This is a genomic window from Lactobacillus delbrueckii subsp. bulgaricus (genome assembly GCF_046938665.1).
Classification (GTDB): domain Bacteria; phylum Bacillota; class Bacilli; order Lactobacillales; family Lactobacillaceae; genus Lactobacillus; species Lactobacillus delbrueckii_C.
This window is the reverse complement of sequence record NZ_JBKZCD010000006.1, coordinates 22,148-43,084: the sequence shown is the minus strand read 5'-3', so window position 1 is coordinate 43,084 and position 20,937 is coordinate 22,148. Positions and strand designations below refer to the sequence as shown.

Annotated in this window: 21 protein-coding genes; 16 read left to right on the top strand and 5 right to left on the bottom strand. The window is 48.9% G+C overall.

Features of this window, described 5'->3' with window-relative positions:
* Window positions 1-43: 43 nt before the first annotated feature.
* The 4 genes from ACLUXO_RS04905 to ACLUXO_RS10500 all read left to right on the top strand — a co-directional run bounded on the left by ACLUXO_RS04905 (window position 44) and on the right by ACLUXO_RS10500 (window position 3,521).
* Window positions 44-1,084 carry a serine/threonine protein kinase gene (locus ACLUXO_RS04905; protein WP_412136567.1) on the top strand — a complete coding sequence of 347 codons (1,041 nt, stop codon included), beginning with the start codon at window positions 44-46 and terminating at the stop codon, window positions 1,082-1,084.
* A 95-nt stretch (window positions 1,085-1,179) separates the two neighbouring features.
* Window positions 1,180-1,770 (top strand): DUF4352 domain-containing protein, encoded by a 591-nt coding sequence (locus ACLUXO_RS04900; RefSeq protein ID WP_412136566.1) that lies wholly within the window; start codon window positions 1,180-1,182, stop codon window positions 1,768-1,770.
* Window positions 1,771-1,953: 183 nt separating this feature from the next.
* Entirely contained in the window at window positions 1,954-3,051 is a 1,098-nt protein-coding gene (locus tag ACLUXO_RS04895) for a BMP family lipoprotein (protein ID WP_412136565.1), read from the top strand.
* Window positions 3,052-3,398: 347 nt separating this feature from the next.
* The gene (locus ACLUXO_RS10500; protein WP_459539848.1) at window positions 3,399-3,521 is read left to right on the top strand and encodes a DUF7675 family protein; all 123 of its coding nucleotides are present in this window, start codon (window positions 3,399-3,401) and stop codon (window positions 3,519-3,521) included.
* 167 nt (window positions 3,522-3,688) lie between these two features.
* Here ACLUXO_RS10500 and ACLUXO_RS04890 read toward each other — a convergent pair whose 3' ends face one another.
* The 3 genes from ACLUXO_RS04890 to ACLUXO_RS04880 all read right to left on the bottom strand — a co-directional run bounded on the left by ACLUXO_RS04890 (window position 3,689) and on the right by ACLUXO_RS04880 (window position 5,092).
* Window positions 3,689-3,988, bottom strand: coding sequence for a type II toxin-antitoxin system RelE/ParE family toxin (locus ACLUXO_RS04890; protein WP_412136564.1), 300 nt, complete (start codon window positions 3,986-3,988; stop codon window positions 3,689-3,691).
* Window positions 3,975-4,238 carry a type II toxin-antitoxin system RelB/DinJ family antitoxin gene (locus ACLUXO_RS04885; protein ID WP_412136563.1) on the bottom strand — a complete coding sequence of 88 codons (264 nt, stop codon included), beginning with the start codon at window positions 4,236-4,238 and terminating at the stop codon, window positions 3,975-3,977. The genes ACLUXO_RS04890 and ACLUXO_RS04885 overlap by 14 nt, the downstream gene beginning before the upstream one ends.
* A gap of 365 nt (window positions 4,239-4,603) precedes the next feature.
* Complete coding sequence (locus tag ACLUXO_RS04880) at window positions 4,604-5,092, bottom strand: S24 family peptidase (RefSeq protein WP_412136562.1); 489 nt, start codon at window positions 5,090-5,092, stop codon at window positions 4,604-4,606.
* Window positions 5,093-5,404: 312 nt separating this feature from the next.
* Here ACLUXO_RS04880 and ACLUXO_RS04875 point away from each other — a divergent pair, with 312 nt between their 5' ends.
* From ACLUXO_RS04875 to ACLUXO_RS04845, 7 genes are all read left to right on the top strand, one after another.
* The gene (locus tag ACLUXO_RS04875; protein ID WP_412136561.1) at window positions 5,405-6,226 is read left to right on the top strand and encodes a hypothetical protein; all 822 of its coding nucleotides are present in this window, start codon (window positions 5,405-5,407) and stop codon (window positions 6,224-6,226) included.
* Between the two features lie 140 nt (window positions 6,227-6,366).
* A complete protein-coding gene (locus ACLUXO_RS04870) occupies window positions 6,367-7,335 on the top strand; it encodes a helveticin J family class III bacteriocin (RefSeq protein ID WP_412136560.1) in 969 nt (322 codons plus the stop codon).
* Between the two features lie 403 nt (window positions 7,336-7,738).
* Entirely contained in the window at window positions 7,739-8,824 is a 1,086-nt protein-coding gene (locus ACLUXO_RS04865; RefSeq protein WP_236155175.1) for a BMP family lipoprotein, read from the top strand.
* 83 nt (window positions 8,825-8,907) lie between these two features.
* A complete protein-coding gene (locus ACLUXO_RS04860; RefSeq protein WP_412136559.1) occupies window positions 8,908-10,452 on the top strand; it encodes an ABC transporter ATP-binding protein in 1,545 nt (514 codons plus the stop codon).
* Window positions 10,445-11,584 (top strand): ABC transporter permease, encoded by a 1,140-nt coding sequence (locus ACLUXO_RS04855; RefSeq protein WP_412136558.1) that lies wholly within the window; start codon window positions 10,445-10,447, stop codon window positions 11,582-11,584. The genes ACLUXO_RS04860 and ACLUXO_RS04855 overlap by 8 nt, the downstream gene beginning before the upstream one ends.
* A complete protein-coding gene (locus tag ACLUXO_RS04850) occupies window positions 11,584-12,540 on the top strand; it encodes an ABC transporter permease (RefSeq protein ID WP_412136557.1) in 957 nt (318 codons plus the stop codon). Before ACLUXO_RS04855 ends, ACLUXO_RS04850 begins: the two co-directional genes overlap by 1 nt.
* 206 nt (window positions 12,541-12,746) lie before the next feature.
* Complete coding sequence (locus ACLUXO_RS04845; RefSeq protein ID WP_412136556.1) at window positions 12,747-14,147, top strand: MFS transporter; 1,401 nt, start codon at window positions 12,747-12,749, stop codon at window positions 14,145-14,147.
* A gap of 40 nt (window positions 14,148-14,187) precedes the next feature.
* Here ACLUXO_RS04845 and ACLUXO_RS04840 read toward each other — a convergent pair whose 3' ends face one another.
* Both ACLUXO_RS04840 and ACLUXO_RS04835 read right to left on the bottom strand, forming a co-directional pair.
* Window positions 14,188-14,685, bottom strand: a complete 498-nt coding sequence (locus ACLUXO_RS04840; protein ID WP_412136555.1) for a hypothetical protein — start codon at window positions 14,683-14,685, stop codon at window positions 14,188-14,190.
* Window positions 14,686-14,813: 128 nt separating this feature from the next.
* Complete coding sequence (locus ACLUXO_RS04835) at window positions 14,814-15,656, bottom strand: aldo/keto reductase (protein WP_412136554.1); 843 nt, start codon at window positions 15,654-15,656, stop codon at window positions 14,814-14,816.
* Between the two features lie 222 nt (window positions 15,657-15,878).
* On the opposite strand from ACLUXO_RS04835, the gene nagB reads away from it, so the two are divergent.
* The 5 genes from nagB (at window position 15,879) to ACLUXO_RS04810 (ending at window position 20,927) form a co-directional block, all read left to right on the top strand.
* The gene (gene nagB / locus ACLUXO_RS04830; protein ID WP_412136553.1) at window positions 15,879-16,583 is read left to right on the top strand and encodes a glucosamine-6-phosphate deaminase; all 705 of its coding nucleotides are present in this window, start codon (window positions 15,879-15,881) and stop codon (window positions 16,581-16,583) included.
* 508 nt (window positions 16,584-17,091) lie between these two features.
* Window positions 17,092-17,739 carry a deoxynucleoside kinase gene (locus tag ACLUXO_RS04825; RefSeq protein ID WP_260268679.1) on the top strand — a complete coding sequence of 216 codons (648 nt, stop codon included), beginning with the start codon at window positions 17,092-17,094 and terminating at the stop codon, window positions 17,737-17,739.
* Between the two features lie 21 nt (window positions 17,740-17,760).
* Window positions 17,761-18,459 (top strand): deoxynucleoside kinase, encoded by a 699-nt coding sequence (locus tag ACLUXO_RS04820; protein WP_412136552.1) that lies wholly within the window; start codon window positions 17,761-17,763, stop codon window positions 18,457-18,459.
* A gap of 244 nt (window positions 18,460-18,703) precedes the next feature.
* A complete protein-coding gene (locus ACLUXO_RS04815; protein WP_412136551.1) occupies window positions 18,704-20,161 on the top strand; it encodes an ABC transporter substrate-binding protein/permease in 1,458 nt (485 codons plus the stop codon).
* Window positions 20,162-20,180: 19 nt separating this feature from the next.
* Entirely contained in the window at window positions 20,181-20,927 is a 747-nt protein-coding gene (locus ACLUXO_RS04810) for an amino acid ABC transporter ATP-binding protein (RefSeq protein WP_412136550.1), read from the top strand.
* The last annotated feature ends 10 nt before the right edge of the window (window positions 20,928-20,937 follow it).

Sequence of the window (20,937 nt, the reverse complement as noted above, 5' to 3'; positions counted from 1 at the left end):
TTACCCCCGTTGTTACCATTATGGCAGAAAGATTTTATATAAGATGAAGCAAGGAAAAATAAGCGACTATGTAAATCCTATTCCGATTAAAGTAACGGATGACAAGGCAATTTTCAAAGTTGAAAAGCTGGTCCCGACTCCTTACATCGAACGAATTCTTCCTTTAGAATACGCTCCTTTATATGAGCAGCTGGCCCAGCTGGACACTGCGATTCCCAAGATTGTCTGCCTGGAAAAAAGCGACCGCCTGACCGTCGTTGAAGAATATATCACTTCTCCCCGCCTCGACCAGTACTTGGAGAACCACCAGCTCACTTCCCCTGAAATCCATGACTTGATTTGCCAGCTCTTGGACGTCCTGGAAGTCTTGCACAGGCAGACGCCCCCGATCATTCACCGGGATATCAAGCCGGAAAATATTTTTTATGATGGCAAAAAGCTGATTCTGGCCGACTTCGATATCGCCCGGAACATGCAGGAAGACGCTGACCGCGACACCCGCATCCTGGGGTCAGTGGGCTACGCGGCCCCGGAACAGTTCGGCTTCAGCCAGAGCGGGCCAGCCAGCGACTTCTATGCAGTCGGGGTGCTGATGAACGTCCTTTATACCGGCTGCCTGCCCAGCGTCCGCCTTTATAAAGGGCCAGAACGGGAAATCATTGAAAAAGCTACCCATATCAACAGCCAGAAGCGCTACCAAAGTGCCCGGGAATTCAAGGAGGCGATTACTGGCTTAGGCCGGTCCAGCTGGCTTTTGCCAGGCTTCCGCAGCCATCAGCCCGCCCGCATGCTTACAGCCGCTTGTGTCTACTTATTGCTGCTGTTTAGTTCCTTTAGTATGGACGCCAAGAGCGACTCAGCAGCTGACAGTTTCCTGCTCCGCCTGTCCTTTTTCATGGTTCTTTTCTTGATCGTCCTTTTTGCCTGCAACTACCGCAATATCAAGAGCATGTGCCTTTTCCATTCATCCAAGTCCAAATTTACCCGGGCCTGCGGGATCATCATCAGCTACCTGCTCGTGGCCACGGTTTTGACCACGGCTTTAGCCGCCTTATCGGTAGCGATTTCATCTTTTGGCCTCTAGTGGGCTGCCTGCCCACCAATCCTTCTCTTTAAAAGTCTACACTTAAACTGTCGCTGGTTTATGTGAGAGTAAAAAAATTTGAAGGAATAGGAATCATGGCAAAGCAAATCAAAGATGAGAATGGGAATGTGTACGTACAAAAGAAGAAGTTCTATAAGCGCTGGTGGTTCTGGCTGTTAGTCGTGCTGGCTGTCGTTTTCCTCGGAAGCGGGGCCCTTGGCGGGTCAAGCGACAGCAGCTCTGACTCAGCCGCCAAGTCCCAGACCAGCTCTAAGAAAAAAGCTGAAGCCAACCCTTTGAACAAGGTTTACTCAGTCGGCCAAAAAGCATCTTACAAGGGATATGAAATCAAGGTTAACAGTGTCAAGTTCAGTCAAGGCAGTGAATACAACCGGCCAGACAGCGGAAAGCAGTTCGTGATCATCAATATTACGATTACCAACCACACCGATGAAAGCCAGGACTACAATCCGTTTGACTTCAAGCTGAACGCGGACGGCAACAACACCGACCTCGACGCATTTGACACGGATGTTGACAACACTCTGGACGCCGGCTCCTTGGACAAGGGCGCTTCAGTTTCAGGAAATTTGGTTGGCGAAGCAAAGACTTCCGCCAAAAAGCTGCAGCTGCAATACAAAACCTCAATTTGGAACGATAATACGGTTAAATTCAAGCTCAAATAAACCGCGAAAGCAAAGCCTGCGAGAGCCAGGTTTTGCTTTTTTGTTAACCGCTATCAAAAAACAGTTCGGAATTTCGCTTATATTGTTGCTTTTTTCTGTTTTTACACTATAATAAACTAAGATAAAAATAAACATCTTTCGCGATTGTCACACAAACATTCGTGTTGTAACGGAGGAAATCACGTGTCTGTTTCTAAATTTAAAAAGTTAGCAACCATCGCTACTGCTGCTGTTTCAGTTTCAGTTCTGCTGACTGCCTGCCAAGGCAAGAAGTCATCATCTTCAACTGGTACTAAGACCACCAAGCACAGCATCGCGCTTATCACTGACAACAACGCCATTGACGACCACTCCTTCAACGAAGCTGCCTGGAATGGTTTCAAGGTCTTCGGTAAGAAGCACGGTCTGAAGCAAGGCAAGGGTGGCTACCAATACTTTGAATCTTCATCAGCCGCCGACTTTACTCCTAATGCCAACGAAGCTGCCAGCTCCGGCTTTGAAACCATCTTCGGTGTTGGCTACCAACTGACCAGCGCTATCAAGTCCGCTGCCAAGAAGAACCCTAAGAAGAACTTCGTGATCATCGACGACGTGATCAGCGGCCAAAAGAACGTTGCTTCAGTTACCTTCGAAAGCAACCAGGCATCATACCTGGCAGGTATCGCTGCTGCTTACACTACCAAGACCAACCACGTAGGTTACATCGGTGGTGCCAAGTCAGCTACCCTGGAACTGTTCGAAGCCGGCTTTAAGCAAGGTGTTGAAGCAGGTGCCAAGGCTTTGGGCAAGAAGATCAAGATTGATGACCAATACATCGGTAACTTCACTTCAACTGACAAGGCCAAGTCAATCGCTCAATCAATGTACGCCAGCGGCGCGGACATTATTTACCACGCAGCCGGCAACGCTGGTAACGGGGTCTTCACTGAAGCCAAGGACATCAACAAGAACCGCAAGGCTTCCAAGAAGGTTTGGGTCATCGGTGTTGACGTTGACCAATCAAACCTGGGTAGCTACACTTCCAAGGACGGCAAGAAGAGCAACTTCGTTCTGACTTCAGTTCTGAAGGGTCTGGACGTTGCTGTTGAACGTATCGCTGAAAAGGCATACCAAGGCAAGTTCCCAGGCGGCAAGCACTTTGTCTACACTCTTGAAGGCAACGGTGTTTCTGTAACCAAGGGCAACATCGACTCCAAGACTTGGAGCAAGGTTCAAGCAGCCCGCAAGCAAATCTTGAACGGCAAGGTTAAGGTTGCTGAAAGCGTAAGCGACTTGAAGTAATCTCAAACAACAATTTTTTCAAAGGTACTCATCATCGATGGGTGCCTTTTTTCGTATTGGCTGCCATATAAGAAAATTAAGGGTCACTACTTCTACTACATTGGCTATGGCGCCTACATCAAAGCAAGAAATGTTTCTTTCATTAACGATATGCCACAATATTCAAATGGTGAAAAAGCCATGGTTGCTGAAATCACATATCCTTTCATATTCAATAGCAAAAGTCTTGGTAAAAAATACAAGGACGGTGATTATGTAACGGTTGATGGCATACGGCAATTTACTTGTGAGGATGGATATGAATTTAGAGATGCTGACCAGCCGGTACCAAGCGCACATTCTTCCACATTTCTTATAGCACAGTTTATAACCTTTGGACTGACTACGATAAGCTAACAGTGGAACAGAAAGCAGTCCTCAAAGATGAAGAACCGTTTTGGTTTGAGTTTTTTGAACGCAGAAGAAAATAAAAAACAGCATCCCTCCTGTGTAGGAAAGATGCCATTAGCAGCCTACTAGTAGGGGATGCAAAATAGCAAAAAGAAAACGAGATCTCTAAAACAGGGATCTCGTTTTTACGTCTGTTAAGTAATTGTATTAATGGTTGTGCAACTAATCTAGGATCTTCTCTTGTACTCTATGTATGTATTTTTCTAGACAGGGAATCATGATCTCCCAGATCGAGTAAAATTAATACTACTTCATCTGTTGTTTGGTCTATGCGATAGATTAACAACCAATCATCATTGTATTGTCGATGGACATGTAGTTCCCTCAGTTCGCCGATTAGCACATGATCTTTATGCGACTTTAAGAAATCAGTATCATTCTTGACAATTGCAGCTACACAGTCATCGACCAATGACATTTGATAATGCTTTTTCTTGTATGCTTTATAAGCACGATAAAAATGATTAGTTGGCTTAATTTTCATCATTCATTGCCTTGACGAAACTTTCTACGGAATCATATTCACCAACAAAGTTTCCTTCCTTGGCATCTTTAATAGCTTGACCAAGTTCAGTGTCTTCCATAGTCAAATCGAGTGGGATAGAGTAGCTGTGTTGAACCTTCTTCAAATACATTTTAATTCCAGTAGATAAATCTAAGCCATAGTAGTTAAAAATGGCGGTCACTTCTTTTTTATCTTCAGAGTCCATTTTGAAATTAACTTGTGAACTAGCCATAATATTTTCCTCCTTCTAATCTTATATATATTATACGGCGATGCCTGTGAAAAGTAAAGCAACATATATACCAACACGGGTGATCGCTACATATGACATATAATATAGATAAAAAACGAGATTTCTAGAACAGAGATCTCGTTTTGCGTCTGGTTAAGTAATTGGATTAATGGTTGTGCAAATAATCTAGGATCTTAGAAACAAGCTCACTAGTCAAGCACTTGGAATTATTGGTGATGATCTGCTTGAGAAACGCATCATCACTGGTTATATTCTTCAGAAGTTCGTTGTGTTTAGGAATCGGAAATGTGCCTGCTTCGTACAGTGCAATGGTGCTGACTGTTATTCCTGTCAGCGCCGCTAAATCAAGTGTACTGGATAACCTTGCCTAAGATCTGGTCTCCTTGGCCTTCATCAAGAAAAATTGGATCGAAGTCAATGTTCATAGGCCAGAGAATCAGCTTGTCTTTATCGTATGAGATTCGCCGCAATATTATCTGTTTTTGCTTCTTCCCCTCCAAAAGTACGGCTACAATATCACCGCTTTTGATTTCTGCCCGAAGCAGGACGACAGCACTTGTTCCTTTAGGCATTTTAGGCTTCATTGCGTCATCTTGACAGCAAACTGCTACCAATTTGCCAACAGGTAGTTTACCACTAGGAAAATGCGCTGAACGGAAGCCTTGGATATTTTCTTTTGCATCGATCCTGTCACTGTCTACGACATTGCCGATAATAGGAATATTGTCTACAAAGCCTTTAATGACAGGGCCTTTTTTGCTACTGTCAGCCGCATCACCGGATGTTCTTTTTTGCATCAGAGCAGAGCTAGGAACATGGAAATATTCCGCCATTTGTTCTATCCGGTTGACTCAGCGATTGGGACAAAATTGACCATAAAGGCCACCATTCTGAAGTCGAAGGCTTACATGAAGATCATGTTTATCTCACCGTTGCCTATCACGCATTAGATTCAAACGGCGATCCTTGCACTGCGTACAACAAACTCTACGAAATTTACTGGTAAAAACTAATTAACTAACTTTCCTGATTCGTTAATTTTGCCAAGAACACAAAGGTACTCATCATTCGATGGGTGCCTTTTTTCTTCGCCCTTGCGTTATAATTATATTAAGAAAGCGCTTTTACAAAAAGAGGTGACAATCATGTTCAAAAGACTACGTAACACACTGTTTGCTTTAGCTACCCTACTAGGATTTTCTACTTTAATTGCAAACACTGTGCAGGCCGCATACGATACGCCCTACTTAAAAGGCCAAGTCGTTTTGAAGTTAAATTGGAACAGCTATGTCTATGACCGTTATGGCAACCGAATGCCTTGGTTTAACGGACTTTATGGTCCCCTCGGTTACCTAAAGAAGGACAGTTATGTCTACACAACCAGAAACAGAATTGTACGGACTAACAAAGACGTCCGCTATTATTTCCTCCATAGTACAAAATATCATACCTATGAAATTGACAAAAAATACTGGCTGCCTTATAAGAAAATCAATGGACACTACTTTTACTACATTGGCCATGGAGCCTATATTAAAGCTAGAAACGTTTCAGAGATCAACAACCATTCTCAATATTCAAATGGCGAAAAAGCCATGATTGATGAAACTACATACGCATTTAAATTTAACAGCAAAACCAAGAAGATCACCAATCTTAAAAAGAAATATAAATACGGTGATTATGTCATGGTCGACGGCCTTAGACAATTCACCGCTGATGATGGATCTCCTTGGCGGGATGCCGACCAACCATACTATGCGCGTTTAAAAGGTAGCGGTCATGGCTACACAGGAACGTATATCCTTTTGGGCGATTTACGAGATAAAGATAGCGATATGTTTTTTTGGGATATCGAAGAAGATAACCATCCTAACTATCGAATCAACATACTCGATATCAATTGGCAAGAAAGTAATAAAACAGCTGAGAAAGCTAAGGCACAAAAGAGTAAGCAAGACAACTGATCCATAACTAGCAAGTCACCTTATCGTGACTTGTTTTATTCTTTCGAACATATGTTGCCTAGGTGAAAACTTTGTGCTAAAATCATATTGTACCTGGCAGAAGCCAATGTACAAATTTGTAAATAGGAGGACTAATTTTTATGGTTAAGTTTAAAGAAACCACAAGCATTTCGCTCAAGAAGACAGTAGAGCTGAATCCACACCATCATTCAGCCGTTCAAAAAGCTAATGTTGGTTCAACTTACATTTATTGTCTTCAGTTGAGAAACAAGCAAGAAGACACCTATGTCGTACGCGGTAAAACGGGTGATATGACTGATACCATCTTACACTTAAGCGATGTCGCAGCGGGACACACGCAAACTTGGGAATATGCTGGTATGGCGAACAAATGGTTTATCGGTGTTAAGAAATATAAGAGGAAAGAAACTAATATCAAATGGGATAAGCAAATCGCCCGTGTCGATATTAAAGCACAGAAAGGAAGCCACAGCAGTCATTTAGATTTTCCGCGTTTGGCTTACCTCAACCGTGCGGGCAGTCATCCATATCCCGGGGAGAATTTTGTCAGAGCGGAAGCCGCCGTATCACCAAACCATCAAAAGTTTCTCTTAGCAACCATTGACAATTCTGGCAACGGCTACTTCACGATCTACTCTCTGAATGTGATCAACAAGGCCCTGGACCAAGTTGCCTCACTTAGCGATGGCAATAACTACGTCAATATGGGTAACATCGCCTATCTTGAGTCGTTCTACTACCCTAACTTAAGCAGTTTGATCAACTCTTACCAAGGTTTTGATATGGATGATTACGGCAACATCTATATCTCTAGTCAATTGGCTCCAAAATATAAAAACAAAAAATGGACAACCCACCACAAACAGATCATCAAGATTCCAGCCAACAAGCGCTCCTTTGCAGACCAGTGGATCAGCGTCAACTTGAGCGATTGGGGTAAGATCGACCACAAGGGCTGCCACTCTGAAGTCGAAAGCTTGCAAGTCATTGGTGAAGACCATGTCTATCTCACCGTTGCCTATCACGCATTAGATTCAAACGGCGATCCTTATACCAAGTACAACAATCTCTACGAAATTTCCTGGTAAAAACTAATTAACTAACTTTCCTGATTCTTTAATTTTTGCCAAGAACACAGAGGCACTCATCATTCGATGGGTGCCTTTTTCTTAACTGTTAAAACTGTAGCAAAAAAGGCAACCTCGCGGCTGCCTTAGATTAGCTAACTTTCCTGATTCTCTAATCTGCTACTAATTGTATCACAACTGCCTAAAACTTCCCAGTCCGGGAACCGGTCTATACAAAGCTGCTGCTTTGTTCGTGAATCAACCGTTTTCTTAGCCTCTGAAAAATTTTTTCTCCAAATCCGTCCAAAAAAACGAATATTCGCCTATCTATCCTCTTGCTTTTTTCCAAACTAAATGCTATCTTTAATACATAATCGTTCGTCTATAAAAAAGAAAAGAAGAAAAAGAAAGAAGTAATTTCGCTATGCGCTTTAATTACAAGAAATTGGTTGCCGCTGGGGCAGCCACCCTGTCAATCGCTGCTGTATTGACTGCCTGCTCCGGCAAGAAGTCCAACACCTCCGTCAACAAGGACACCAAGCACGGTATCGCCTTGATCACTGACGGTAACGGTGTTGACGACCACTCCTTCAACCAAGCCGCTTGGTCTGGTTTCAAGGACTACGGCAAGGAACACGGCCTCAAGCAAGGCAAGGGCGGTTACCAGTACTTTGAATCATCATCTGCTGCTGACTTCACCCCTAACCTGACGCAAGCTGCCCAAGCCGGCTACCAAACCATCTACGGTGTCGGCTATATGCTGACTGACTCAGTTAAAGCCGCATCCAAGAAGTACCCTAAGAAGAACTTCGTCTTGATCGACTCAGTTATCACTGGCCGCAAGAACGTTGCTTCAGTTACCTTCAAGAGCAACGAAGCTTCTTACCTTGGCGGTCTGGCTGCTGCCTACACCACCAAGACTAACAAGGTCGGCTTCATCGGCGGGGCCAAGTCCAGCGTCCTGGAACTCTTCGAAGCCGGCTTCAAGCAAGGTGTCAAGGATGGTGCCAAGGCCTTAGGCAAGAAGATCACCGTTTACGACCAATACATCGGCAACTTCACCTCAACCGACAAGGCCAAGTCAATCGCCCAGTCAATGTACACTGACGGCGCTGACATCATCTACCAAGCTGCCGGCAACGCCGGTAACGGTGTCTTCACCGAAGCCAAGACCCGCAACAAGGCAACCACGGCTGCCAAGAAGGTCTGGGTCATCGGTGTTGACGTTGACCAGGCAAACCTGGGTAACTACACTTCAAAAGACGGTAAGAAGGCCAACTTCACGCTGACCTCCGTATTAAAGGGGCTGCGTTTCGCATGCAAGGACATCGCTGACAAAGCCTACAAGGGCAAATTCCCTGGCGGTAAGGTAATTTCCTACGGCTTAGCTCACGATGGCGTCTCTGTCACTAAGGGGAACCTTGATGCCAAGACCTGGAAGGCAGTACAAGCTGCCCGCAAGCAAATCCTGGCTGGTAAAATTAAAGTTGCAACTGCTCCAAGTAAGTAGCACAATATATAGTAGTCAATCTGAAACACTCCGCAATATTACGGGGTGTTTTTTGTAAAAGTAATTACAGAAAGTTTTGTCATATGGAAAAAGAGATCAAAAACATCATTGAGATGCGCCATATCGTGAAAGACTTTAACGGTTTTAAAGCCAACAACGATATCAACCTCACGCTCCGCAAGGGCGAAATCCTGGCGCTTCTTGGCGAAAACGGCGCCGGCAAGTCTACTTTAATGAGTATTCTTTCCGGCCTGCTCGAACCAACCTCTGGTGAAATCTACGTGCGGGGCGAGAAAGTCAACATCTCCGGCCCAAACGTCGCTACCAGCCTGGGGATCGGGATGGTGCACCAGCACTTTATGCTGGCCCAGGCCTTCACTGTCCTGGAGAACATCATCTTAGGCCACGAAACCACCAAGGGCCTGGCCCTGGACTTCAAGACCGCCAGAGAAAAGATCCTGGCCCTGTCCAAGCAATACGGCCTGGCCATCGACCCTGACGCTAAGATTTCTGACATCACCGTCGCTCAGCAGCAAAGAGTTGAAATTCTGAAGGTCCTCTACCGCGGAGCCGACATCTTGATCTTCGACGAACCAACTGCCGTTTTGACGCCGCAGGAAATCACTGAATTCATCAAGATCATGAAGAACCTGGCCAAGGAAGGCAAGTCCATCATCTTGATCACCCACAAGCTGAAGGAAATCAAGGAAAGTGCCGACCGGGTCACCGTCATCCGGGCTGGTAAGTCCATCCAAACCGTCAGCGTTGCCGATGCAGATGACGAACAATTGGCCGAAATGATGGTTGGCCACCATGTTAACTTTAAGCTGGACAAGGCTCCCCTCAATCTGGGCAAAAGTATCCTGGAAGTCAAGGACCTGCACGTCAACGAAGACCGGGGGACCGAAGCAGTCAAGGGTCTCTCCTTCAATATCCGCGGCGGGGAAATCCTTGGTCTGGCCGGGATCGACGGCAACGGCCAGGACGAACTGGTCGAAGCCATCACTGGCCTGCGCCATGTTGAAGGCGGCCAAGTCGTCATCAACGGCCAGGATTTGACCAACAAGCCAGTCCGCCAAATCACGGAAGCCGGCGTCGGCCACATCCCTGCCGACCGGCAAAAGTACGGCTTGATCCTGCAACTGCCTTTGTCTGAGAACATTGCCATCCAGACCTACTACAAGGAGCCTTACTCCAAGCACGGGATCATGAACGAAAAGGCCATCCGGGAACACGCCCGGGAACTGATCAAGAAGTTCGACGTCCGCACGACCAGCGAACAATTGCCAGCCAGCGACCTGTCCGGTGGTAACCAGCAAAAGGCCATCATCGCCCGGGAACTTGACCGGGACGCTGACTTGATCATTGCCTTCCAGCCAACCCGGGGCCTGGACGTCGGGGCCATCGAATACATCCACAGCCAGCTGTTGAAGCAAAGAGACGCCGGCAAGGCCGTGCTCCTTGTTTCCTACGAACTTGACGAAATCCTGCAGCTGTCTGACCGGATCGTCGTCCTGCACGACGGGGCCGAATCAGGTGAAGTCAAGCCTGACCAGACTAGTGAAACTGAACTCGGTTTGCTTATGACCGGGAAGAATACCAAGAAGGAGGCTGCCGCTAATGATTAAGGTGAGCCCTAAAGCCAAGCGGCTTTTAGTGCCGATCGTTTCTGTTATTGCCGGCTTTTTAGTCGGGGCCATCATCATGCTGGTCTGGAGCTATGACCCATTCCAGGCCTACAGCTCAATGTTTGAAAGTGCCCTGGGCTCAGCCAACGGGATCGGGGAAACCATCCGTAACGCCACCCCGTTGATCTTTATCGCCATCGGCTTCCAGATCTCTTCAGCCGCTGGCTTCTTCAACATCGGTCTGCCGGGCCAGGCGCAAGCCGGCTGGCTGACCGCCATCTGGATCGGCCTGGCCTTCAAGGGCCTGCCCGTCTACATCCTCTTGCCATTTGAAATCATCGCCGGCATCCTGGCCGGTGCCTTGGTTGCCGGGATTGCCGGCTGGCTGCGGGCCTACTTCGGGACCAACGAAGTTATCTCAACCATCATGCTTAACTACACCGTCCTCTACCTCTGCCAATACCTGCACCAGGACGTCATGAGCAAGAGCCTCCGCGTTGACACCGACACCACCAAGTCAGTTGGGGCCAACGGCAGCCTGCGGATTCCGTGGCTGAGCGAAATGTTCGGCGACTCCCGGATCAGCGGCGGTATCTTCCTGGCCATCATTGCCCTGGTCATCTTCTGGTTCTTGATGAAGAAGACCACGGTCGGCTTTGAAATCAAGGCGGTTGGTTTGAATCCATTCGCCAGCCGTTACGCCGGCATGAGCGACAAGAAGAACATCATCATCTCCATGCTCCTGTCAGGTGCCTTCTGTGGCCTGGGCGGGGTTGTACAAGGTCTGGGGACCTACCAGAACTACTTCACCCAAACGACTACCCTGGACATCGGCTGGGACGGCATGTCCGTTGCCCTTTTGGGCGGCATGAGCGCCATCGGCATCCTGCTGGCTTCCCTGCTCTTCTCTATCTTGAAGATCGGTGGTCTGGGGATGCAGACAGCAGCCGGGATTCCATTTGAAATCGTTTCTATCGTCATCGCTGCCATTATCTTCTTCGTCGCCATCAGCTGGGCTGTCGGCCTCCTTTTCAAGGAAAAGAAGTCTGACAAGACCGCGACCTATATTGCCACGGCGGAAACCGCCAGCCGGCAAGCCGCCAATGACCAGCAAAAAGGAGGGGAAGCATAATGAACTTCGTGACTGTATTAGCCTTAATCGTTTCATCAACTTTAGTTTATTCAGCTCCCTTGATTTTCACCGCTTTGGGCGGGACCTTCAGTGAAAACTCAGGGATCGTCAACGTCGGTTTGGAAGGGATCATGACCATGGGGGCCTTCACCTCCATCGTCTTCAACCTGAGCTTCGCCTCAACCTTCGGCGCCGCTACTCCATGGCTGGGTGCCCTCTTGGGCGGGATTGTCGGGATCATCTTCTCCCTGCTGCACGCCGTTGCCACGGTCAACTGGCGGGCTGACCACGTTATTTCCGGGACGGTCTTGAACTTGATGGCGCCGCCATTGGCCGTCTTCCTGGTCAAGGCCATCTACAACAAGGGGCAGACCGAAAACATCAACCAAAACTTCGGCTACTTCTCCTTCCCTGGCCTGGCCAACATCCCGGTTATCGGGCCAATCTTCTTCAAGAACACTTCAGCTCCTGCCTGGGTGGCCATCATCTTGTCCATCTTCCTCTACTGGGTACTGTACAAGACCCGCTTTGGCCTGCGCCTGCGGTCCAGCGGTGAAAACCCGCAAGCTGCCGACACTTTGGGGATCAACGTCTACAAGATGCGTTACGCTGGCGTCTTGATCTCCGGTTTCCTCGGCGGGATCGGCGGGGCCGTCTTCGCTGAAGCAATTGCCGGGAACTTCTCAGTTTCCACTATTGCCGGGCAAGGTTTCATGGCCCTGGCGGCCATGATCTTCGGCCGCTACAACCCAATCGGCGCTATGCTGTCCTCCCTCTTCTTTGGCTTCGCGCAAAGCTTGAGTATCATCGGGGACCAGATTCCAGGCATTTCCAGCCTGCCATCCGTTTACCTGCAGATCGCGCCTTACGTCTTGACGATCATCGTTCTGGTGATCTTCTTCGGCAAGACTGTCGGGCCAGCTGCCGACGGGCAAAACTACATCAAGTCGAAATAAAGAAAACAGGGCTTTGGCCCTGTTTTTTACTGACATTTTTTCCGAAAAAATGCTAAAGTAAATTAATGACAAGTTTTTAAAACAAGCTTTGTGGAGCTTGGTTCACTGGAATATTAGAGTATGACTCCAATTCTGGCTAAATCCAAAGACCCTTTCGGGCCCGGATTCGCTGAATTGGAGTTTTTTTTATTGGAGGTTTGAATTTAATGGAAGCTCATGAAAAAGTCGCCCCTTCCGTGATCTGGTCGATCATCGGGACCGCGGGCGTGGCCTGCAGCGGGGTTTTGGTCGAAACGTCAATGAACGTGACCTTCCCAACCCTGATGAAGGTCTTCAACCAGTCTTTGAACAACGTGCAGTGGATTACCACGGCCTACCTGCTGGCCGTTACCTTGACGATCGTTCTGGCGGCCTACCTGCAGCGCAGCTTCAAGTTCAAGAGTTTGATCATCGCGGCGGGCACGGCCTCAGTCATCGGCGGGGTGATCTGCATGCTGTCCAATACCTTGCCAGTCATGCTGCTGGGCCGGGTCATTCAAGGGATCGGGACGGGGATCGCCATGCCCCTGCTCTTCTCAATCATCATGCTGGAGGTGCCCCGGGCCAAGCAGGGCTCTTTCGTCGGGACAGCGGGCATGATCGTCGCCCTGGCCCCGTCACTGGGGCCGACCTACGGGGGGATCTGCCTGGCAGCTCTTAACTGGCGGTTCAACTTTATTTTTACCCTGCCGATTACCATCATCTTCTGCATCATCGCGGCCCGCTTCATGAGCGACAATGAAGCTCACCGGGACCACTTCAACTTCAGCGAGTACCTCTTGATCGTCCTGGCTCTGGTTGCCTTGACCCTGGCCGTTAACAACTTAAGCTCCGGCTTTGCCAGTCCGCTGGTTTGGGGCGGGCTTTTGGTCACGGTCATTTCCTTTGTCATCTTCTTCAAGCTGGCCAAGCAGGAAGGCAAGGCCCACATCATCAATATTGCTGTTTTGAAAAATACCAGCTTCAACCTGGGCCTGCTCATCTACACTTTCCTGCAGTTCATCCAGATCAGCTTGACCTTCGTCATCCCTAACCTGGCGCAACTGGGTCTGAAGACCAGTGCCTTGACCAGCGGGATGCTGCTGCTCCTGGGCAGCCTTTTGTCAGCCTTCTTCGGGCCGGTAATGGGCCGGCTCTTGGACAGCCAGGGCTTCAAGAAGCTCTTCTTAATCGGCAGCTTCCTGGCCATGGCCGGCATCCTGCTCTACATCATTTTTGCCCAAAAGCTCTCCATTGCCTTGATCGTGATCTTCCACGTCATGTTCATGACCGGCTTCAGCATGATGTACAATAACTCCATGACGATCGGCCTGCAGCAGCTGGAAGTCATGCATATCGCCGACGGCAACGCCCTCTTCAACATGCTGCAGCAGTACTCCGGCTCAATTGGAACCGCGGCCATGTCCGTGATCATTGCCATCGCCGGCAGTCCTTACCAGGGGCAGAGCAAGCAAGTGGTCATGGGTTCACAAGCCGCCTTCATCGTCCTCTTCGTCTTCACCCTCTTGATTTTTGCCTGCGTTTTGCGCTTGATCAAGCGCGACAAGCAAGGTATGGTCAAAAACTAAAGCAAGCGAAAAGCCTTGCTCCGTGTGGAGTAAGGCTTTTTCAGATCTTAAAAAGCAATGTCGTCAGCAGGCGCAAAAGCGCGAAGACCGCGAAGACCCAGATGCTGTCTTTGATCCCGCCTAAATAGCGGCGCTGGTAGAGAGTCATCCCGGCAGCCGCGGCAAAGAGCAGGATAAGGGATACGGCGGCCAGCCAGCTGCCCGGCCAGTAGATCAAATGGATCACAAACAGGCAGGCCAGGTAGGGCCAGGACCACTTCAGCCGCAGCAGGGTAAACTGCTTCCGGCTCAAGTGCCGGGTCAGCAAGAGCGGCTCAACCCCGGCCAGGTCCAGCCGCGGCAGCATGACGCTGACCCAGTCAAAGAAGAGCAGGTCTCCGGACAAAATCTGGTCTCTGACGGAGTAGGTATAATAGCCCGTGTTCGCCAGATCCAGGCTGCTCCCCTTCAGCTCAACGAAATGCTTTCTGGCCAGGACCAGAATCGCTGCTGTTAAAACAGCGTAAATAAAATAAGCAATATTCTTTTTATTTTTCATGCAGTTACACTCTTTTCTTTCCCGATATTTTTACAAACTGCATGATAGTGTTCTCTTTAGCCGCTGTCAACCGTTATCCGTTTATTTATCAGCTTTCCGCGGGAATTTTGCTTCCTGTATGCAAAAAATTAAATGCTCTCCAAAGGCTGCTTGCTCTTCGGTGGCAGGTAATCCCGGTCCAAGGCGGCCAGTTCACCGGCGGTCAAGACCAGGTCAGCGGCGGCCAGGTTGGCCCGCATGTGGGCAACTGAACTGGCCTTGGGAATGGTCAAGACCTGCCCGGTCCGCATGGTCCAGGCCAGCAATACTTGGTGAACGGACACGCCCCGCTCGTCAGCGATCTGCTTTAAGCTGGCCTTAACGGGGATGGATTGTCCGTCGCCGGAGTTAAAGGGTGAGTAGCCAATAAAGGCAATGTCGTGCTGCTTTTGCCAAGGCAGAAGGTCATATTCAACGCCCCGCTTATCGAGATTATAGAGGTCTTCATTGGCAAAAACGGCCCCTTCTCCAGCGATATCTACCAGCTCCTGCATGTCAGCCGTGTCAAAGTTGGAAACGCCCCAGTGGCGGATCAGGCCGGCTCTTTGCAAATCCTGCAGGCCCTTGACGGTTTCTGCCAAAGGATAATCGCTCTTCCAGTGCAAAAGATATAGGTCCAGATAGTCTGTCCCCAGCCGCTTTAAGCTGGCGGCCAGGCTTTTTTTCTGGTCATCAGGACTGGCATGCCAGGGGTAGAACTTGGAGATAAGGAAGAGCTTGCTCCGGTCCAGGTCCTTGATGGCTGCACCGACCAGGCTTTCAGCCTGTCCTTCCCCGTACATTTCAGCAGTATCGATCACGTTGACCCCGGATGCCAAGCCGTACCTTATGGCCGCGATTTCCTCCTCCCGCCGGCTGGCATTTTCCCCCATGTTCCAGGTGCCCAGGCCCAACTGGCTCAGTTTTTCTCCTTTGACGGTCATGTATTTCATGCTTTTGCCTCCATATATTTCCTGTTTTCCTGTTTTTCTGTTTTGCTTTATTCTTTCTATTTCTTCTTCCCTCTAAGCATAGTACATAGGGAACAATTTTTGGAAAAAAGAACTTGGATTTTACCAAGATTTATTGGTCTATACCTTGACAAAAAATCTCCACGGAACTAGAATGGACTATACCAATATGAGTGAGTAAAAAATCAAGGAGTCGTGATTATCATGAAAGTTATCGTTGTGAAAAATGCCAGTGAATTAGGCAAGCAGGCCTTTGACCTTTTGGCAAAGGCAGTTGACGAAGGGGCCAAGACCTTAGGCTTGGCAACCGGGTCTTCACCAGTTGAGCTCTACCAGGAGATTGTGGCCAGCCAACTCGACTTCAGTCAAATGACCAGCGTCAATTTGGATGAATACGTTGGTCTTAGCCCGGAAAACCCGCAGAGCTACCACTACTTCATGAACCAGCATCTCTTCCAGCACAAGCCATTCAAGCGCTCTTACCTGCCAGACGGCCAGGCAAAGGACATCCAGGCAGAGTGCGGCCGCTACAATCAGATTTTGGCAGAGAACCCGGTAGACTTGCAGGTCTTAGGGATCGGGCAAAACGGGCACATCGCCTTCAATGAACCGGGGACGCCGTTTGACAGCGTGACTCATGAAGTTGCTTTGACGGAAAGTACGATCAAGGCCAACGCCCGCTTCTTCGACAGCATTGATGAAGTGCCAAAGAGCGCCATCTGCATGGGGATTGCCAATATCATGGCGGCTAAGGAGATCATCCTTTTGGCCAAGGGGGAAAGCAAGGCTAAGGCCATTAAGGCCATGGTTAACGGGCCAGTGACTGCGGATGTCCCGGCCAGCGTCCTGCAAAAGCACCCGAACGTTACGGTGATTGCCGACCAGGCAGCTGCGAGCTTGCTTAAATAAGAAGTAAAACAGGAGTATCTTCTCAGTAAGAAGATGCCCCTGTTTTTTACTAAAGCTTTGGAAAGCGATTGCAAAAACAAAAGCAATGATAATATAATATGTAACAGATATTATGGATTTAACATTGGGAGTGATTAAAATGCCTTGGTTTACAATCATGACGGTCATCGTAGTCATTTTGGCAGTCTTCGGCCTAATTGCTTTGGCCAAGTATCTGATCAACTACTCTAAAAAAGGCCGCTAAACAGCATATACGAAAGGATCTGCCTCAACAGAAGGCAGATCCTTTTAGTTTATTTTTTCCGAAATCACCACATAGACGACTGGATTCCTAATCCGGTAGGGTTCTTTCATGTTATTGTTCCACGTGAAACACCATCCCTCCTCCAGGCAAATTATTCCTTTATCATATAAAAAATCTTTTTGGACAAAAAGCTTGCTAAGGCACTATATCTTGCAATAAACTATTAGAGCAACGTAGATCTAGTATAGTATGAATAGAAAGAGTGTGATCACCGTTATTGTCTTAAGTGGCCCAATTGGAGCCGGAAAATCCAGTTTAACCAGTATCCTCGCCAAGCACCTTGGCTCAACAGCATATTACGAAGAGGTCAACAACAATCCGGTTCTGCCTTTGTACTACAAAGACATGAAACGGTACACCTTCCTCTTGAACACCTACTTCTTGAACAAGCGGCTGGCTGAAATCAACGCTGCCGCCGGCAACCACAACGACGTTTTAGACCGGTCCATCTACGAAGACCTGCTCTTCTTCAACATGAACGTCGACAGCGGTGTGGCCGACCCGACTGAATACCAAATCTATCACGATTTGATGGACAACATGATGGAAGACGTGCCAGGCAATCCGCGCAAGAAGCCGGACCTCCTGATCTACATCCACGTCTCCCTTGACACCATGCTCAAGCGGATCGGCAAGCGGGGCCGGGAGTTCGAACAGCTCGACTCCGACCCGGGCTTGAAGGAATACTACCAGAACCTCCTGCGCTACTACGAGCCCTGGTATGAACAATATGACGTTTCACCAAAGATGATGATCGATGGTGACAAGTACGACTTTGTCGACAACATCGATGACCAGGACCTGGTTCTGGACATCATCGACAACAAGCTGCGCGAAATCGGTAATTTATAGTTAGTTGTTAGAAGGAACGTGATGACCGTTATTGTATTAAGTGGGCCCGTTGGAGCCGGTAAATCCAGCCTAACCGCAATTCTTTCCAAATATCTGGGGACCAAGCCTTTCTACGAAAGCGTCGATGACAACCCTGTCCTCCCGCTTTTCTACAAGGACCCCCTCAAGTACACCTACCTGCTGCAGCTCTTCTTCTTGAACACGCGCTTCCACAGCATTAAAAAAGCCCTCAGCGACGACAACAACGTCCTGGACCGGTCCATCTATGAAGATTCTCTTTTCTTCCATATGAATGCCGACATCGGCCGGGCCAATGACCTGGAAGTCCAGACCTACGATGAGCTGCTGGAAAGCATGATGAAGGAACTGGAGCGGATGCCTAAGCGCCATCCTGACCTCCTGGTTCACATCAATGTTTCCTATGAAACAATGATCAGCCGGATCCAGAAGCGGGGCCGGTCCTACGAGCAGCTCAGCTTCGACCCGACCTTGGAAGACTACTACAAGCGGATGCTCCGCTACTATGAGAAGTGGTACGACGACTACGACTACTCACCAAAGATGATGATCGACGGCGACCACTACGACTTCATGGCCAGCGAAAGCGACCGGACTGAAGTCCTGGACCAGATCACCCAGAAGCTCAAGCAAGTGGGCAAGCTGCCAAAAAACTGGCAGGCCGGTGAAATTGCCACTGAATCAATCGAATTTTCATCTTAAGAAGCTCCCCTGACGGGGGCTTTTTTATTTAGGCTAAATTCCTTGTTTAGTTAGTTTTCAGCCTTGCAGAACGAATTTTTTTAATTCTATATGGGATTTCACTTTAAAAAGAAAATTGGTACCGGTTGCTTTTAGCCAAAGATAAGTTGCATAAAATGAACTGTTTCTTAAAAACGTGATACAATATTGACAATCTGTTTTTTTAGCGGAAGAAACTATTTATGAAAAAGGGTGAAAAGATAACATGCATTTAAAGAAACTTCGCAAACTTCTCCTGCTGCCAGTCAGCCTGCTCATCGCCGCGCTGTTCTTAACGGCGCCCAAGGCCCAGGCTGCCAGCAAGAAGACTTACATCATCGGTACCGACCAGACTTTCAAGCCCTTTGAAATCCAAGACAAGGATGGTACCTACAATGGCAAGAACCCGGGGATTGACATCGAAATCCTCCGGGAAATCGCCAAGCACGAAAAGTTCAAGTACGAGCTGAAGATCATGTCCTTCAACGCCGACGTCCAGGCCCTGCAGTCTGGCCAGATCGACGGGATGATCGCCGGCATGAGCGTGACTGAAGAAAGAAAGAAGACCATCGACTTCAGCAACTCCTACTACACTGACGGGGTCTGCCTGGCCGTGGCCAAGGACAGCAAAATCACCAGTATGAAGGACCTCAAGGGCAAGACGGTTAACGTCAAGACCGGGACCACTTCTGCTATCTATGCCAAGTCCGTCCAAAAGAAGTACGGCTTCAAGCTGAAGTACTACACCAACTCCAACACTTCCTGGGCTGACGTCAAGGCCGGCAACGCTGACGCCTGCTTCGATGATGGTCCGTCCCTGCGCTATGGGATTGCCAACGGGACCGGCCTGCGCATCGTCGGCAAGCAAGTGGCTAACGCCCCTCTGGCTTTTGCTGTTAAGAAGGGGAAAAACCAGGAACTCCTCAAGATGTTCAACGACGGTCTGGCCTGGCTGAAGAAGACTGGCCGCTTAAAGAAGATCGTCAACAAGTACACCAGCAAGAAGGCGGTTAAGAGCCAAGTCGTAGCTGATACTTCAATTTTAGGCTTGATCAAGGACAACGCCGGCGCTCTGCTGCAAGGTCTGTGGATGACCATCGAACTGTCAATTGTCGGCATCCTGGCCGCCCTGGTCTTCGGCTTGATCCTCGGGATCATGGGGATCGCTGAGCACAAGTTCTGGCATGGCCTGGCCAACGTAATCATCTACATCTTCCGTGGTATTCCAATGATGGTTCTGGCCTTCTTTATCTACATCGGTATGCCGACCCTGCTGGGCCACAAGCTGCCCCTCTTTACTGCCGGCATCCTGACTTTGATGCTGGACGAAGGGGCCTACATCGGGGCTATCGTCCGCGGGGGCTTTGAATCAGTTGACGTGGGCCAGTGGGAAGCGGCCCGGTCCCTGGGTCTGCCTTACTACAAGGCCCTGTGGAAGGTTGTTGCCCCGCAAGGCTTCAAGCTGATGATTCCATCCCTGGTCAACCAGTTCATCATCACTCTTAAGGACACTTCCATCCTTTCCGCCATCGGGGTCATGGACTTGACGCAAACTGGTACCACCTTGATCGCCCAGAACTTCCAGGGCTTCAAGATGTGGCTGATCATCGCCGTAATGTACCTGATCATCATCACCCTGCTTACCTGGCTGTCCAACTACATTCAAAAGAAGATGCAACATTAGTTAAAAGGAGGCTTTTTCCATGGAAGAAAAATACAAGGTTCAGGTAACTGACCTGCACAAGAGCTACGATGGCGTTCACGAAGTCATCAAGGGCGCCAACTTGAACGTCCTGCCCAGCGAAGTAGTCTGCATCATCGGTCCTTCCGGCTCCGGGAAGAGCACCTTCCTGCGCTGCATCAACAAGCTGGAAGAATTCCAAAAGGGCCACATCCTCGTCGACGGGGCCGACCTGGCTGACCCAAAGGCGGACATCAACAAGATCCGGGAAAATATCGGCATGGTCTTCCAGCACTTCAACCTCTTCCCGAACATGACCGTCCTGGAAAACATCATCCTGGCTCCGGTCGAACTGGGCAAGGAAGACAAGGAAACGGCCATCAAGGAAGCCCACAAGTACCTGCAGATGGTCAACATGGACGACAAGGCCGACGTCAAGCCGACCACCCTGTCCGGCGGCCAGCAGCAGCGGGTAGCCATCGCCCGGGCCCTGGCCATGAAGCCGGATGTCATGCTCTTTGACGAACCGACCAGTGCCCTGGACCCAGAAATGGTCGGCGACGTTTTGAACGTTATGAAGGAACTTGCCCAGGAAGGGATGACCATGATCGTGGTCACCCACGAAATGGGCTTCGCCAAGCAGGTGGCTGACAAGGTTGCCTTCTTCTACGGCGGCGTGATCAAGGAACTGGGGACGCCAGAGGAAATCTTCGACCACCCGCAGGAAGAAGAAACCAAGAACTTCTTGAACAAGGTTTTGAATATCTAAGCTAAGTTTA